Raw genomic sequence first — 15,752 nt, 5'->3', positions numbered from 1 at the left:
CTCTCTATACGCGAGTCGCCCTAACTAGGTTACAAGCCCATTATCACATGAACTACATATCATCCCAGTCATACGTTTTTTGTACGATCAGATCAACCACATCAGCAAGCTCTTTGCCTTTAGAGGTTAAACCGTAGTGCACTGTGACAGGTATTGTCTCTTCTTGTTTTCGCCAGACAAATCCATGCTGTCGTAACAACTTTAAACGCTCAGTGAGTACTTTACTTGAGACCAATGCCAACTGCTTACGTATTTGACCAAAACGCATCATCTCCTCTTGCCCTAACAACCAGACTATGTGTGCAGTCCACTTAGTTGATATCAATGTTAAGTATTTGTCCACACTACAATAGTCGTCTGGCTGTAATTGATGATTCACTTCTGTCGACATATTTCTTCCTTATTTCGTTCATTGCCAAAGCGCAGTTTAATAACGCACGGTATAACTATCCTTTAGTTATCTATGGGTAACTAGTTACCTTTTAGTACCTAGTTTTAATTAGAAACCAACTTCTCTATTGTTACTCCATAGCCACAAGGCAAGGGTATCGGTGGTATCTGAGCCAACAATATGAGGATTAAACCATGCGTTACATTTTACTATTTACCTATCTTATCTCAGTTAGCTTAAATGCTGAGACCCTTTATTCAAAACCACAAACACCCTCTGAGTTACATTCGTTATTTGGTCAGTATTTTGAGAACAATGACTTAGAGGGATTAGGTACGCTTTTTCATGAAGACGCCGTGTTTGTTTTAGATAAAGAAGGTAACCAAGCTAAGGGAAGAAAAGCGATTAAGCAGGTGTTAAAGGGTTACATGAAAGACGATGTTAGTATCCTCACCAAAAGTGTCTCTATCCACATTAACCAGGACGTAGCCATGGTTCGCTCTGATTGGGAAATATCGAACGCCCTACAACAGAAGACCATACAAGGAACGGCGTTAGAGGTCATGCATTACGTAGATGGTGGCTGGGTGTACATCATCGACAATCCAAATGGTTATTAATCGCGGCTCGATAAACACGGAAGAAACATTCAAGAACATTGGAAGAGCGCACATCACAAAGGGTGACAAGGGTGCATGTATTTATTCTTCAAGTTCCTGATCAATCATGCGCTTGTTTCTTACGTTATGAAAGACAAACCCTCTGTTTCTGAGCGTGACAATTTCGTAGGGTCCGGGCTTAATCAGGCGCCGGACTTCATGTATCAGTACCGGTAAACTACTCATGCCAACGATCCTTCCTTGCCAGACGTAATCTTCGATTTCTGACGTAGTCACGAGGCAGTCCTGCATTTTGCAAAAATAGCACATCGCTCGCACTGCATTCAGACTGCACCCGATACGCTGATTGTCTTTGACGATAGATAGTTTGCCTTTGGACGAACGAATTTGAATTCCTAATACCTCCTCAATCAAGCAGATGTCTCGGCAAAATGCGCACGAAATTTTGGTGCATTCAACAGCCGTCATAACTCCTCCTTCCTCTTTGAACCACTCTTTTATTTGAAATAGAATATTTGATTATTTCAATCAATATATTAGAGCAAGTGAATCAATATATTAGAGCAGGTGCTTTGCGTTATTCTTTGAAAAATAACCACAAATATTGATTTTTAATCAGAAAACTCCGATTTATCATCCCATTAGTTTTTCTATGACGGCGTGTTCGAATCACAACATAAGTTATATTAATTATTATTAATAACAAACAACACAAAACCAATTGCTTATGAATTGGTAACTCGACTTTGTTTCCTAGTTCCGTGAACTAAATCACCAACCGATGAACCAATCGGATACGTTCACTCAAATACTTATAACAATGGCCAAGCCAACTAATTGGAAACACTATAACCAAGCTTTAATCAATCGCGGTTCACTAACATTTGGGATTGATGAAGGGACCGTTCAGCTATGGAAGCAAATCAAGCAGGGAAACCTCGGAAGACCTCGCTGTTTAGTTATTTAGCGATTACGACGACTCTTATGGTTCATAATATAGACTGGATTATGAATTATTATACTGGGGAGGCTTTATTGCACTGCTTACGGTTGGCTATTTTGTAACGAGGTTTAGACATGAACCTACGAAGATTGGCAATCTCTGTCACTAAGTTGGTGCGTATCAATGAGATATCGGGCAACAAGATTTCGAGAAGATGGTGTTACCACTTTTTGAGACGAAGTCCTTCATCAGTTCAAGCAACTGCTCGGCGAGCAGTTGCTTGAGTTTGTTGTTCTCAGGCTCTCTTAGGCGTTTCGCTTCGTTTACTTCCAACCCCGCATATTTGCTGCGCCTAAAAATGCGATAGCTATATAATCATAATCGCAAACCTAAGAAATATTTACATAAAAATAACCTTTTCTATAAGAGTGTAGAAATTTGGATGCTATTTAAATAATTATCGTTGAATTATTACCTTTCTGCGGTAAACTATTTCCATTATCGTCAGCTCCGCCCGTATTATCCTTTGGTTGCTGGCCTGAAGTTACAGTGTATTTATTACCATATGAGTCCTCAAAATTCATTACAAAAATATATGCTGTTGCTGTAACTTCAAATCCTGGTATACTCCCAGAAACATACATATCAATATCCACACTACCATTATACATCTGGGTGTCAGATAGTTCATTTAACGTTTTTCTAATTTCTTCTTTATATTTTTCCGAATTACGACCAAGGCCAATCCATTTAAAAAAACCACTAATACCAGCACCAATTTTATATTTTTTTTGCATCTTATTATATGTTTTGGAACTTTCCAATTTGTGCATTTTGAATGTTGACTTGCCTTTTAACTTTGCCCATGCACCCGGTCCGTCAACTCGGATACTAATACCTTTCATCATCCCTTTTCTCAAAGAAACTCTCCACGAACCACCACCTTGAGTCACATCAACTGGTGAAATTGGATCAATAACAACTTGTGGACATGGCTCAACTGGAGTTGGAATAGTAACAAATGGTGGACATGGCTCAACTGGAGTTGGAATAGTAACAAATGGTGGACATGGCTCAACTGGAGTTGGAATAATACCAACTGGTGGACATGGCTCAACTGGAATTAATTCTAATGTTGTAATAACTTTATACATAATGTAATCCTACCTATAAAATGTAACATACTATTAACACTGGTCTTTGTTATATGGTATAAGTTTTCATTTCATAATTTCACCCCCATTTTTTTAAAAAATCAGCTTTGAAAACATTTATATTATTCATCAGCAATATTTTCGTTCTGAGATGGTGTTCGACCTCTTTCATTCTTTGAATTTTTAGATATTAAATCCCAAAAGAAATTTAATAGATTTAGAACCAAATTAAAAATTGTATATATTTTTATAGCGTAGTATCAAAGAAGGAGAATGTATATTTATTAGTAGTTATTAATTAAATGCTCTGGAAAAGACCAGCATCCAGATAATTAAGTATTTTAAGACTGTAAATTTTTAAAGGAGCTTGGATTTTCCCTTATAAATCCAAGCTCGTTGTTCGTTTTGCAACTCGGAATGGTAGGAGTACTGTTATGTCAACGGAAAGCAGCATACTCGCCACATTCGCCTACAAAATCATAACCGTCGAGCCAATCCGACTTTTATCCAAGGAAGCAAGCAAGACAACGAGCCTTGATTGACTCTGGCTATAGCCTCTTTGGTCTGAAAAGCCGTGAAGTCTATATTGATCTACACAGACTCGGGAGGGGGGGGGGGGGACTAGAGCACTCAGTCAAGGCCAATGGGCCGAACTAATAGTCGGTGATGAAGCCTATTCAGGGAGTCGAAGTATTGAAGCGCTCACTGAATCCGTCCGAGAAGTCTTTGGTTACGAGTACTTTTTACCGACTCTCCAAGGTCGAAGTTCGGAAAAATTCTTTTCCCAATGCTGATTTGAACCATATAGCTTCTGGCAACCGACTGTTAAATGGTGAGGATGACCTTGTTCCCTGGTGGCTGCGCCTTCTTCTTGATAGAATGAGCGGTGTGACTCGTTTGATGCGAATGGCTTCGTGGCACAATCTTGTGTCATAAGCACCATCACCAGATATCTCTACGATTCTTCGGCGAGTTTGTTTGAGCAAATTGGGGAGCGCTTTACCGTCGCTCACATTCGATAAACTTAACTCAGCGGCAATGATTTCATCTTTGTCTGTATCGACCCTCTAGTTTTGGTTTTAAATGAAACCAAAACTTCCTTAGCTCGACGATTTATAAAGGTGTAATGTGGACAAACTTGCGGGATAACAGCTAATTTAAATAATGAGTCTATAAATCCTTGCAGTGCTCTCAACGGCATAGAGAAAAACTCGTTTCACCATCAGTGCGGTAGTAATGGCTATGTCGCTGAATCGGCGTGGTCTACCACACTTGCCTTGCTTGCTTTGTTTTCACTCGGCGAACGCTTCCTCATCAATCCAAAAGGTCAAAGAGCCACGGTTGATTAAGGCTTGATTGTACTGCTTCCAGTTGGTTGTTTTGTAACGAGGTTTAGACATGAGGCTACGAAGATTGATGGGCAAGCCTTCATTATGGAGTGTCATTCGAAAGTTGCTACTCGACATAGACGAATAATCGACCTTTTATGATGCCAACGCAAATATGACAAGGGTTAAAACTCCAAAAGAGGGGCGTGTAAAAACTTAAGGATGTCAAATATCCGATTAGCATATGAGGTTCTTGCGAGCGTCTTTCATTTTGGTCCGAAGAAGTATTAAAACTGGCTTCAACATGACCGTTTATAATACTGCATCTTAATCTTAATTATTGCTGCGTTAAAAATTCCCCTTTGACACCGGGCGGAAGTCCTTATAGTTGTTTTCTGTTCCATTGGGCTTCATACCCCTACACCTAGGAGGAGATAAGGGTTATTCAAAGGTAGCATACGTCAGCCCGTCAACTGGTGAGCCTGTATTGAACAACGAGACGGTGCTATACTCAAAACATTGCTCATCGCTTAGAGTCATACCCTTATGAACTCCCCAAAGTTGAAAAAACAACCTTGGCCGCTGTGGCTATACTTCAGTTGTTATTTCAGTGGATTAACGCTTCTTATTGGAGCTATTCTTGTCGTTCTGAGCGACTATCATACCAACAAGTTACTGAGCAAGAATGCGCTCGACCTCAGCCATAACAATCGCCTCAAGATCGAATCTTCATTTCAACTCTCCATGAGCCCAGTGGTCAATACATTAGACTTAATCAGTTCGAGTTCGCTGATCCAAAGCACCATTTTACCCGCTCAAGAGCAAGAGTGGCTGTACTCCATCAAGGAGACCTTTGAACGCCTCCCCTACTTAACATCTCTCTACTATGCCTCTGATAAGGGTACATTTACAATTCTTCGACCGGTGACAAATGACGCAGAAAGAGAACGGCTTGGTGCTCCAGAGAACAGCACATTTATGCTCGGATTTACCAATATGCAAGGCGTGCGTGAGCGACAGTTTTATTCATCAACATTAACCCTGTTGTCGAGCAAAGTCGATCAGCCGGAGGTACGCTTTGATGCTCGTAGCCGTCCTTGGTTTATCAGTGCGTTGAGTCAAACTGACATTCAGTTAACCGAGCCGTATCGTTTCTATCGCCTTGGGAGTTATGGCGTCACTTTGTCGCGCCGAAGCTACGATGGCCAGCATATCATTGCCGCCGACACCACACTAAGCAACCTCAGCACTAGCATGCAATCACTCATGTTATCCGAGGCAACACAATTGGTATTACTCGATAGCCAGATGAATATCTTGGCGCACCAAGGGTTGGGTTGGGATGAGAGGATGCCATTCATTGAACCCGAGAAGTTACAAACTACAATTTTTAACAGGTTTACCCAGCCCGTCACCTCACCGGCGGTCGAAGAAGTTGAATGGCAGGGAGAGAGTTGGATTCGCACGCTCACTCCCGTAACCCTTGATGAAGAAATCACTTTGTATCTTGCTGAGGCGACTCCTCGACGTATTTTACTCGCAGATATTTTGAGTTTAAGAAAGCAGCAAATCATAACGTCGTTGATGTTACTCATTCTTGGCACCGTTGCGGTGTGGAGGGCCTCACTCCATTTATCCAGTCCAATTAAGTCACTGGCTCAGAAAACCTACAGCATCAGCCAATTTTCATTTAATAAGAACGTTTATTGCGAAAGCCACATTCTGGAAATTAACGAGCTCAACCAAGCGATCAAATTAATGGAAAATACCATTTCAGACTTATTGGCTTTATTGGCGGAAACCGCCAAAAGCGTCGATATTGATGAAGTCATTGAACGCTTGCTCAAACATTGTGCCACGGTCACGCAAACCGAGCTGGTCACCATGTTAGTTGTCGAGCAAAACGAGCAGCAGAAATATCAGTTCGTGAAGCCAGAACAAGCATCTATTGCCAGCACAAATAACTGGCAGTGGATCCAACAGCGGATACAATCTCCCGAGATCCAAGCCAACTTGAGCAAGCCCTACACCATCGCATTAGGAGCATCTCCTGACGGGTGCCATTGGTTTTTGTTCCCAATTCACGATAAATCTGACCAACTCATCCGAGTCTTGTTGATTGGTTATGACACGCCACCGGGAACCACTCAAACCGCGCGACACCCTTTTGTTCGACAGTTGATAAAGTTCGCGGCCATTGCGGCTGAGAATATTGTTCACGTTAAGGAGAGGCAAGCCTTTTTGGAAGCCATTCCTGAGCTGCTAGCCTCAGCGATTGACACAAAATCGCCGTACACATCGGGGCATTGTCAACGTGTCCCATATTTAACCGAAGCTCTAACTCAAGCGCTCGAAAATAACCAAGAGCAGTTTGCCAATTTCCGCCTAGACAAGGAGGAGTGGGAAGCACTTCGTTTAGCAGGCTGGCTCCACGACTGCGGCAAGATCACCACACCAGAATTCGTGGTTGATAAAGCCACGAAACTGGAAACTTTGTATGACCGTATACACGAGGTCCGCATGCGATTTGAGCTGTTAAAGCAAGAAGCGCATACCCACTACTGGCAAACACTCGCTGGAGGGGGAGAGCAACAAGAGGCGATACAACAACGTGATGAAACCTTACAACAACTAGATGAAGAATTTGAGTTTGTCGCCCGATGCAATTTGGGTAGCGAATGGATGGACGATGCGGCATTAGCCCGACTTGATACTATAGCTCAGAGGACATGGACACGGACTCTCAGCGATCGAATTGGCATTTCTTGGTTGGAGCTCAGTCGTCATGGCGAGAGTCAAGAAACTTTACCGGTGACCGAGTCGTTATTGGCAGACAAACCTGTTCACTTGGTTCCCTGGGTGGAAGGGCACTATCCCCCTGAGCAATGGACAGAGCGGTATAATCTGGTCCCATCACCCTATCAGTACAACCGGGGAGAACGTCATAATTTAGCCATACGTGCAGGCACACTCAATTCAGAAGAGCGCTTTATGATCAACGATCATATCATTCAAACACAGCGTTTTCTGTCTGCCCTACCCTTGCCACATCACTTGCGAGAAGTACCAGACATCGCAGGCAACCACCACGAGCGTATTGATGGTAGGGGCTACCCTAGAGGCCTGTCTGGCGATCAACTTTCAATTCCAGCACGGGTGATGGCACTTGCAGACGTATTTGAAGCACTGACATCTTCAGACAGACCCTATAAAAAGGCCAAGTCTTTAACCGAGGCACACAATATCATGCTCAAAATGGCAACATCTGGCCACCTAGATCCCGACATTTATCTAGTCATGTTGGAAAACAAGTTGGATATTTATTATGCAAAAAAATTTTTATTAGAAGAACAACAGAGCGAAGTAGATAGAAACGCCCTCATCGAGGAGCTGCGCCAACATATAGCAAGAGAGGCTTCCTGATGTATAAATCCATTTATCTAAAACTATTCTCTAAAGGCGTTGTTGATCAAATCAGCTTGAGGATCAACGATGCCATATATACCAGCAGTTAGCTTCTGAAGGGCATACCTAGTCCTATGACTTTGTTAATAGCTTTGACATTCACCATGATTTCGCCCACTTGAGCGTTGTAACATCTCAAGCTCAGTTTACCGCTTGTGAATCCTTTATATCGGGATATTGTGCTCTCAGATATTGAGCGACAGTGATAACCAGACTTGGCTTTCCATTCCGCTATTGTCCCATTTTTCAGCGCTGTTGCGGTTTCATTTCTGGGATGGCCATCTTCCCAAAGTGCTGCATTCTTTCGAGGTGGTATTAACGGGGTACAACCTTTCTTTTTCAGAGTCTCGTGGCAATTTTTGGTGTCATATGCACCATCAGCATATGCAGCAATGATCTTTCTGCGTAGTGGGTTGAGCAACGTAGGTAGCACTTCACTATCGCCAACATTGACAAGGCTGACTTCCGCACTAATCGCTTCGTGAGTATCCACATCAATAGCTAAGTGCAGTTTGCGCCATGTTCTGCGTTTTTCTGCACCATGCTTTTTCACTTTCCATTCACCTTCACCAAAGACTTTGAGGCCAGTCGAGTCAATGGCGATATGACGAATAGCCCCTCTAGATTTATTGCGATAATTGACCTGAACAGTCTTCGTGCGTTTACTGATACAGGTGTAGTCAGGGGATGTCAGCGGAACATCCAATAGCTTAAAAATCGAGTCGATAAAGCCTTGCAGTGCACGTAATGGCAGAGAGAAGAGCGGCGCAATAGTTGGTGGAACCTAACAGTTTGGATCGCTCTTACTGATGTTGACCTTAATTGTGCGCCTCTACGTTTCATTCGTGGCTCGCATAAAAAACAATATCCTAAAACCATGGTTCCTATGACTGAATCTGAGTTTTGGCATGATCCATTTATCGACTGCAAGACCATTGATGACCTTGTCGAACGGGCGAATAATTACACACTAGTATTGGATGTTGATACAAGCGGGCTTTTTGAAGATTATCAAGTCAGCGGGAAATCATTCGAGGATGTGAAAGCCTACGTTCTAACTGAACTCGAAAAACTACCGGCAAAAAAACGTCGGGTGTTGATGAGACGCAAGAAGATATTGTGACTATCCCTATGAAAAAGGGAGAATTTGTTATCTTCTCTGAAAGAACTATGCATGGCTCTCTTCCAAATACATCTGCTATTGATAGGTTTGCTATTAACTTTAGAGTTACGACAATAGATACGGAAATCTACCCTTTTCGACATTTGGGTGACTTTATTGATGGTTCAAACATAGATATCACTGCGCATTCGAGTTTACTGCTCTCTGGTAAAGCTCCGTCCAAGACACGTAATATTTATTCGTGATAAGGAGGAGAAAAAGTGATTATCAATCAACAAATGCATAATATGGATATTTTGAATGATGCATCAGCCTTAGTTGCACGGTCTACTTCTAGCGAGCTCTATCAAAAGCTACGAGAGCTAATAGAACGGCACGACACTGTGAGGAAGACTGGAATTAACCTTATGGCTGCAGATGATCCTATTAGTTTACACGCCCGCCGACTACTGAGTTGCGATTTTGGCTCTAGAGCTTCAGGCGGCGCTATTGGACGAAATAACCGTATTTTCCCTCTATGCGGAGTTTTTAGGATATAGGCGCAAACCTAGTGTTGTGAAAGTTTGCTTACGATAAGATAAAGGCGAACTAAATGGTTCGCCTTTTTACCTATGAGAATCGTTTACTTCAAAGGGTCGTTATCTGGCAATGCGCTATGAATCCAGAGCGCGAGTCTATGTTTGATGTTTGCACCATCAAGTTTACTGTCAGGTAACGGAGTAATTTGTTTGGCATCAACCAAAAATAGATAAACCGCTTTCACCCTGACAGGCTGTGGTGATTTGGGCAAATCAAAGCCTTGCATCTTTGCCATTTTCTCACCAATTTCTAGTGCCTTTTTTACCAGTTTATCTTCATTGTGAAGCTTGGAGCTTTTTGACATTAATAAATTCCTCTTTCCTGACTCCATCCAGAATACATCAAGCTCGTAAGTAGGCGTGTTAGCAACCTCTCAGAATAACAACGACATAGATAGATTTTGCCAGCCTACTTCCTACTCAAAGGTCTTTTTTTGACAAATAGGTGAACAAATGAGCTGGCTGTTTATTCAGGCTTAGAGCACAGAACAATAAGCTCCTAATTAACACTATTCTAAAACGATAGATTTAGAACTAAAAGCCACGCCAATTCCACCCGCAAACAAAGAAGTAATCCTATTATCTTGAAGTGCTAACAACACTTTAATGCAGCTTGGCGACGGTGTTGTCATCGCATACCCCTGTTCAATATGTATCTCGCTCTTTTTGACTCCCAAGTAGTCATATAAATAACACCCAAGCGGTCCAGCAGCCATTCCTGTCGCTGACTCCTCTGTAATCCCATAGCGAGGCGCGAACATTCGTGCTGACGCATCCCTCTCCGCTTTATTGGTTTCCAGTGTAAATACATAGAAGCCTATCAAGTCATATTTTTCTGACAACTCATCAATGACGTCCACCTTTGGCGCAAGGGCTTCTAGGGTATCAATATCTTTAACACCGACTAGCGCAAAGGCATTTCCGGTACTCGCGATAATCGGTGTTGTTAAAATGTTGTCTTGCGTGAGACCTAACGCATCTAAAACGTTGTCCGCATCGGCTTCAAAGCGGAGGTAGTGAGGTTTTAACTGCTCCATATAAGCTAACTCGCCTTCCATTCGGATCTGCCGATTTCCATCAATCGTTTGTTTAGACGTATTTGGATTGGAAATTACCCCCTGTTGGGAAAGGTAACTAAAAGTCGCAATAGTGGCATGACCACAATGAGCTATTTGCCTATCTGGGGTAAAAAAGTCGAGTTTAAAATCTGCGCCAGAAGTCGACTCTGAAACAAACGCAGTCTCAGACAAGCCCACTTGCTTGGCAATCATTAGTTTCTGTTCTGCGCTTAAAGCATCTGCTTCTAAAACAACACCCGCAGGGTTGCCACCGTTTTCACCATCAACAAACGCATCTACAATTGCTACTTTCACTTCCATTTTGCTTCTCCTCACTGGATTAGTTCAATGAGGTTAGCAATCTAGACCATACTCTAGGTCAAGCGTTTTTGAAGCGATTTATTTTGTTTTCTGTCACCTCAATATAGTGCTCGATATCCTGTTGCTGTTTATAAAGGTGATTAAGGTGTTCTTCTAGAAATGCGATACATTCTAAATCATTGCCTTGATAAAAAGCTTCTGTATATCTTTTGATGGTGTTTAGCGACATACCAGAGTTTTTCATACAAGAGATCCAATTGAGGACATCCACATCTTTTGAGGTATAAGAGCGATGACCGCTAGCATCCTTAACAGGCTTTTTAACTAACCCCTGTTTCTCATAATAACGAATAGTGTGAATGCTCATTCCTGTTTGATCGCTGACAATTCCAATTTTCATTTCATAGGCACCTATAACCACTATTACCTTCAGTTAATGAGTCCCTTAAAGAAGTCTCTTAACTCTTCATCTTCGATTTCTAGCAGGTTGTCGCCCACATACCATTCTACAACTGACTGATTTGGATTGGCTGTCACTTGTGGATTACCAAACCATATGCCCTTTTCCGTCGCAAAAGCCTGCTGGAGTTCTTTGGCTTCATGGCAACTAAACGGAAGGATTAGGTGAAGCATGTTAGATTGTGGTTGAATAGGATTCACTGCTAGAGCTGGAAACTCTGAAATGATTTTGTATATCTCTTTCGTACGCTCAAAAAGTATTGGTAACTTCGCTAACCTTTCATCAAACTGCATCGCCGCAGAAACCACATATGGTGTTCTGTGGTAAACATTCCCACCTTGGCGCTTCATCCAGATTGATGCTAAATCAATAAACTCTTTTGAGCCAAGTAGCATAGAACCACCAAGTCCATTAATCCCCTTGTAAAGCGATACATACGTTGTATCAAAGCCTCGCGCGATTTCTCTGTACTCTTTCTGATAGTAAGCAGCCGCTTCCCATAATCGCGCGCCATCCATGTGGAGATGAATGCTATTGTCCGCACAGTAGCTTTTTATCTCTTCAAGTTCTTGCCATGAAGGTAGCTGACCACCAATTTCACGCATAGGCAGTTCATACAAAACCGCCGCCAATTCGTCGGGCCACGCTTTTAGATCTTCGAGTTTCCATGTTTGGAACTGATTGCCTATTGGCAATACATTGAATCGATTTTGAAGTTGGTAGCCTTGTCTTTCATGTACATAAATATGACTAGATGGGTGCATGCCTACATTTGGGTTTCGCTTTTTTTTTGCCACTAGTTCCAATACTGTTGGCTGTGTCATTGTGCCCGTGACCACAAAAAGCCCAGCTTCATACCCTAACAAGTCAGCAACCTTCTGCTCGAAAGCTTGGATAGTTTCACCCTCACCATAGACATCATGGCTCACGTCATTGTCTTCACACCACTTAGCCATTTTTTTGAAGTGTTCTGCCGGTGAATCCTCTTTATTTCCAGGTAGATGGGTACCGCATAGCTGTTTTAGATGAGCGCTCATGGTTCATTCCTTCGATTTAAGGTGTCAACAATGTAACCTGTTAAAAACGAAGGGTAAATACCTCTAAAAAATAGGTAAGCTTACTTCCCGCAGTGCGGATTAGTCCTCCGACACCCTTTGCTTAGGAAGAGTAATCACAAACTTTACGCCCTTATCTGAAGAGAACTCTAATTTGCCTTTCAGCTTTTGAATAACTAAGTTGAAAACCATATTAAGCCCGATTCCAGTTCCCCCGCTGCCGCGTCGAGTTGTATAAAAAGGTTCAAAGATTTTCTTGTGTAAACCTTGCTCAACCCCGCACCCGTTGTCTTGATAAACAAATACCACATCTTGGCTTTGTTCAAAGAACTCGATCACTATTTCAGGCTGTGGCTGTTGATCGAATGCATGATGGATACTATTCAAGATCAGGTTTGAAAACACTTGTGTCAGCGCGCCAGATAGACTTGTCATTGAAACATTAGAGTCACCTTTTAACATTAGCTCTACTGATACTTTTCGAGTTTCAGGATGGAGACTAGCGATCAATGACTCAAGTACATCTCTAACGACAAATTCACTCAGTGATTCAGAGGTTTGGTGCACTGCTGTTTGTTTAAAGCTTTGAACAAGTGAAGAAGCACGATTTAAGTTTTCTTTTAATAAGGCCAAAGCCTCTAATTGGTGCTGCATATTAGATTCAAATTGATCGCTCGTTAGAGTTTGATTCTGAAAAGCAGAATTAAGCTCACTATTTGCATCAGCGACCAACGAGGCGGAAGTAATTGCTATTCCAAGAGGAGTATTGACTTCATGAGCAATACCAGCAACAAGTCCCCCTAGTGCTGACAGTTTCTCAGATTCTATCAATTGGTCTTGAGTCTGTTTTAGTCGTTCTAAGCTCTGCTTGAGCTCAAGTGTGCGTTGCGCTACGTTGTGTTCAAGGTTTTCATTTAAATCTTCAAGCTGCTTTTGGGCTGCAATACGAACATCTATTTCTTTATGTAGTTTTTGATTGGCTTTTTCTAAGTCAGATAAGAACTGATTAAAGTAGACCGTTAGCTGAGCGAGCTCATCTGTCGAACCAGAGTTGTCTTTCATCAATGTAGGATGATTACTCATAGATGCTTGGCTGATCCAGTTCATCATGCCTTTTAACGGTAACACTATCGAGCGGCTAAGAATTAGGTTCGATGGAATCACTAAAGCAATTGCAAACACTAGCGCGGCAACGTGTACCAGTTTTAGATCCACCAGAGGTTGATTGAGTTCCTCCACATAGGTTGAAGAAACTATGTACCAATCGTACTCCGGTAGGTATCTGAAAACCGCTATCTTCTCTCGATAGCCTTCATCATGAGGATTTTTCCACGTGTAAGTAATCGTGCCGTTTTTCTGATGAATCATCTCTTGTACGAAAAATTTACCATTGGAATCAGTAACGTTATAAAAGTTGCCCGTTACGAATGGATGCACAATAGGGTCACCCAATTGATTCAGTACGTAAGAGTAACCCGTTTCGTCGAAGTTTAGCTTGGAGATAGAGTCTCTAAAATCATCGATATTGATCAAGCTAGCAAACTCCTCTCTGTACGAGGAAGAAGTGATGATCCAGTCCCAAGGTTCAAAGTAGACCATGTACAGAGCTTTTGGCCGCTCAACCAGTTCATCAGGGTTTTTCCACTGATACTCTAGATACCCCCTCTTTAGCTCAATTTGCTGCTTAATAAAATCAAAGGAAATTAGGCTGGTATTCAACAGTGGCTGTTTGGGGTGAACCCTAATCACTCCCGAAGAGTCGACGACATAGGGGTATCCCGTTTCACCTATCGATTGGCTTAATAGGAAGTTAGTTGCCTTTTGCTTTGCTTCTTGCTCTGTAATCTGACCACGTTGATACTGCTGAAAACACAGCTCAATATATTGGAGATTTTGCTCTGAGATACCACGTAAATAGCTGCGAATCGTTATATCGACTGTGTTAGCAATGTTATTGGTGATCGACTCGGTTGCAGACGTTAACTCTTTCTCTACGCCTTGCTTAACCACCTCTCTCATCAACAGATAGTTAGCGAGGTTAGCAATATTAATCACGACTATGAACAACATCAAATAGCCGAACAGCAATCTGTTTCTAATCGACAGTTTTCTTAATATTCTCTGTAGACTTAGCATAACAACCCGCTTACACGTATTTGTTCCTAAAGCATAGTCACTAAATCCGTATTGGGTGTGCTGCCGCTATCATAACAATTGTTCTAAAAAAGCCACCTGTTGCCGTTCTTGTTCACTCATTTGATACTCTTCATCACTAAGGGTTTCCGAGTTAAATGTCCCTACGGGATAACTTTCTGACTCAGAAAGCCCATAGCCAGTTTTCTCTCCTGGGTAGCCCGACATTCTTTCAACAACGATGTTCCTCAACTCGAAGTTATTTAACCCTTTGGGCAGAACGCTTTTGAATGCCTTGAGTTCAAGAGTTTGGTCGCCTTCAGATAAATGCTGTTTTTGAACTAAAGATGCAATCGCCTTCCCTTCGCTCTGATACAGATTTGCTCTGATTCGATAGATTCCAGCTTGGCTAACATCCAGAGTCACTGGTAACAACATATCTGGGCCAGACGCGTAGCCTTGCCCAACACTTAGAATGGTAGCGACAGGATGATAAAACCGAATGTCAGCACTCACTACGTCCTCCCCTCGCTCGAAATCAAGGTTTGCAACCAAGCGAATCTCTTCAGGCCAGTTCGAGTCCGGAACGATACTCCATTGTTTGCTGTCTGAAGGGAGCGACGCCAAAACATTTTGCTCTTCTACTGACACCACCTCTAGTACAGTGGAGATAAGGGGTTCACTCGTCTTTAGCACCACTTCTATTTCATCTGGATAAAAATGCCTGAACTTCTTAACACTTAGTGAAGCCGTCGACTTCCCGTCCAACACAGGGAGAGACAGTTCGATAAACTCATTCCAGTTAAGGTATGGGCTATCATCGCTTGTTATTGGCTGAGAATAAGATGGATACTGCAGCTTTTGTTGATGCATATAAGCGACTTGCTTTAAAGGCAATGATAAAGAGGTCAAAACAGGTGTGCTTGCGCCTTCATCCGCGCTCTTTTGTTCTGTTGTCTCTTCGACTTGTGGCCTTGTTATCGCTCTGCTTTGAGCGTTTACTGACACAGCTAAGGTGTTAGCTTCTAACGAAAGCTCCTCGTCCTGTTCATACAGCCAAATAATTCCACCACATATCGCGATCGACAGAGACAAAACAGAGGCCTTGTGTTTCAAATACATA

The 15,752-nt window shown here is 42.3% G+C and carries 14 protein-coding genes and 5 pseudogenes; 7 read left to right on the top strand and 12 right to left on the bottom strand.

Annotation, left to right across the window (positions count from 1 at the left end; translation table 11 throughout):
* Positions 1-52: 52 nt before the first annotated feature.
* Positions 53-391, bottom strand: a complete 339-nt coding sequence (locus tag IX91_RS17295) for a winged helix-turn-helix transcriptional regulator (RefSeq protein ID WP_004744031.1) — start codon at positions 389-391, stop codon at positions 53-55.
* A 194-nt stretch (positions 392-585) separates the two neighbouring features.
* On the opposite strand from IX91_RS17295, the gene IX91_RS17290 reads away from it, so the two are divergent.
* A complete protein-coding gene (locus tag IX91_RS17290) occupies positions 586-1,011 on the top strand; it encodes a YybH family protein (protein ID WP_004744030.1) in 426 nt (141 codons plus the stop codon).
* 81 nt (positions 1,012-1,092) lie between these two features.
* Here the strand turns inward: IX91_RS17290 and IX91_RS17285 are convergent, their stop codons facing one another.
* Positions 1,093-1,479, bottom strand: coding sequence for a winged helix-turn-helix domain-containing protein (locus IX91_RS17285; protein ID WP_004744029.1), 387 nt, complete (start codon positions 1,477-1,479; stop codon positions 1,093-1,095).
* Between the two features lie 352 nt (positions 1,480-1,831).
* On the opposite strand from IX91_RS17285, the pseudogene IX91_RS26420 reads away from it, so the two are divergent.
* Positions 1,832-2,010, top strand: a pseudogene (locus tag IX91_RS26420) (IS5/IS1182 family transposase); the annotation flags it as partial.
* Positions 2,011-2,182: 172 nt separating this feature from the next.
* On the opposite strand, the pseudogene IX91_RS26415 reads toward IX91_RS26420, so the two are convergent.
* Both IX91_RS26415 and IX91_RS17280 read right to left on the bottom strand, forming a co-directional pair.
* A pseudogene (locus IX91_RS26415) lies at positions 2,183-2,305 on the bottom strand (IS3 family transposase); the annotation flags it as partial.
* Positions 2,306-2,403: 98 nt separating this feature from the next.
* Entirely contained in the window at positions 2,404-3,108 is a 705-nt protein-coding gene (locus IX91_RS17280) for a hypothetical protein (protein ID WP_004744028.1), read from the bottom strand.
* Between the two features lie 656 nt (positions 3,109-3,764).
* Here IX91_RS17280 and IX91_RS25910 point away from each other — a divergent pair.
* Positions 3,765-3,902 carry a beta-eliminating lyase-related protein gene (locus IX91_RS25910; RefSeq protein WP_081469096.1) on the top strand — a complete coding sequence of 46 codons (138 nt, stop codon included), beginning with the start codon at positions 3,765-3,767 and terminating at the stop codon, positions 3,900-3,902.
* On the opposite strand, the pseudogene IX91_RS26190 reads toward IX91_RS25910, so the two are convergent.
* Positions 3,881-4,508, bottom strand: a pseudogene (locus IX91_RS26190) (transposase); the annotation flags it as partial. The gene IX91_RS25910 and the pseudogene IX91_RS26190 overlap by 22 nt on opposite strands.
* A 474-nt stretch (positions 4,509-4,982) precedes the next feature.
* On the opposite strand from IX91_RS26190, the gene IX91_RS17265 reads away from it, so the two are divergent.
* Positions 4,983-7,859 carry an HD domain-containing phosphohydrolase gene (locus IX91_RS17265; protein WP_004744025.1) on the top strand — a complete coding sequence of 959 codons (2,877 nt, stop codon included), beginning with the start codon at positions 4,983-4,985 and terminating at the stop codon, positions 7,857-7,859.
* Between the two features lie 88 nt (positions 7,860-7,947).
* Here the strand turns inward: IX91_RS17265 and IX91_RS17260 are convergent.
* Positions 7,948-8,664 (bottom strand): annotated as a pseudogene (locus IX91_RS17260) (IS5 family transposase); the annotation flags it as partial.
* 33 nt (positions 8,665-8,697) lie between these two features.
* On the opposite strand from IX91_RS17260, the pseudogene IX91_RS27000 reads away from it, so the two are divergent.
* The 3 genes and pseudogenes from IX91_RS27000 to IX91_RS26850 form a co-directional block, all read left to right on the top strand.
* Positions 8,698-8,751, top strand: a pseudogene (locus tag IX91_RS27000) (hypothetical protein); the annotation flags it as partial.
* A gap of 36 nt (positions 8,752-8,787) precedes the next feature.
* Positions 8,788-9,024 carry a hypothetical protein gene (locus IX91_RS26855; RefSeq protein ID WP_004744023.1) on the top strand — a complete coding sequence of 79 codons (237 nt, stop codon included), beginning with the start codon at positions 8,788-8,790 and terminating at the stop codon, positions 9,022-9,024.
* Positions 9,025-9,032: 8 nt separating this feature from the next.
* Positions 9,033-9,269, top strand: a complete 237-nt coding sequence (locus tag IX91_RS26850; RefSeq protein ID WP_236642985.1) for a phytanoyl-CoA dioxygenase family protein — start codon at positions 9,033-9,035, stop codon at positions 9,267-9,269.
* A gap of 377 nt (positions 9,270-9,646) precedes the next feature.
* On the opposite strand, the gene IX91_RS17245 is transcribed toward IX91_RS26850, so the two are convergent.
* The 6 genes from IX91_RS17245 to IX91_RS17220 form a co-directional block, all read right to left on the bottom strand.
* The gene (locus IX91_RS17245; RefSeq protein WP_004744021.1) at positions 9,647-9,907 is read right to left on the bottom strand and encodes a DUF5062 family protein; all 261 of its coding nucleotides are present in this window, start codon (positions 9,905-9,907) and stop codon (positions 9,647-9,649) included.
* A 204-nt stretch (positions 9,908-10,111) separates the two neighbouring features.
* Positions 10,112-10,981 carry a PhzF family phenazine biosynthesis protein gene (locus IX91_RS17240; protein ID WP_004744020.1) on the bottom strand — a complete coding sequence of 290 codons (870 nt, stop codon included), beginning with the start codon at positions 10,979-10,981 and terminating at the stop codon, positions 10,112-10,114.
* Positions 10,982-11,039: 58 nt separating this feature from the next.
* Complete coding sequence (locus IX91_RS17235; protein ID WP_004744019.1) at positions 11,040-11,381, bottom strand: MerR family transcriptional regulator; 342 nt, start codon at positions 11,379-11,381, stop codon at positions 11,040-11,042.
* A gap of 29 nt (positions 11,382-11,410) precedes the next feature.
* Positions 11,411-12,478, bottom strand: coding sequence for a threonine aldolase family protein (locus IX91_RS17230; RefSeq protein ID WP_004744018.1), 1,068 nt, complete (start codon positions 12,476-12,478; stop codon positions 11,411-11,413).
* 99 nt (positions 12,479-12,577) lie between these two features.
* The gene (locus IX91_RS17225; RefSeq protein ID WP_004749451.1) at positions 12,578-14,566 is read right to left on the bottom strand and encodes a sensor histidine kinase; all 1,989 of its coding nucleotides are present in this window, start codon (positions 14,564-14,566) and stop codon (positions 12,578-12,580) included.
* Positions 14,567-14,701: 135 nt separating this feature from the next.
* On the bottom strand, positions 14,702-15,751 hold the full coding sequence (locus IX91_RS17220) for a hypothetical protein (protein WP_004744016.1): 1,050 nt from the start codon (positions 15,749-15,751) through the stop codon (positions 14,702-14,704).
* Between the last annotated feature and the right edge of the window lies 1 nt (position 15,752).

Origin of the sequence: Vibrio tubiashii ATCC 19109, from assembly GCF_000772105.1 — a bacterium.
Classification (GTDB): Bacteria; Pseudomonadota; Gammaproteobacteria; order Enterobacterales; family Vibrionaceae; genus Vibrio; species Vibrio tubiashii.
This window is presented reverse-complemented; position numbering and strand designations above follow the sequence as displayed.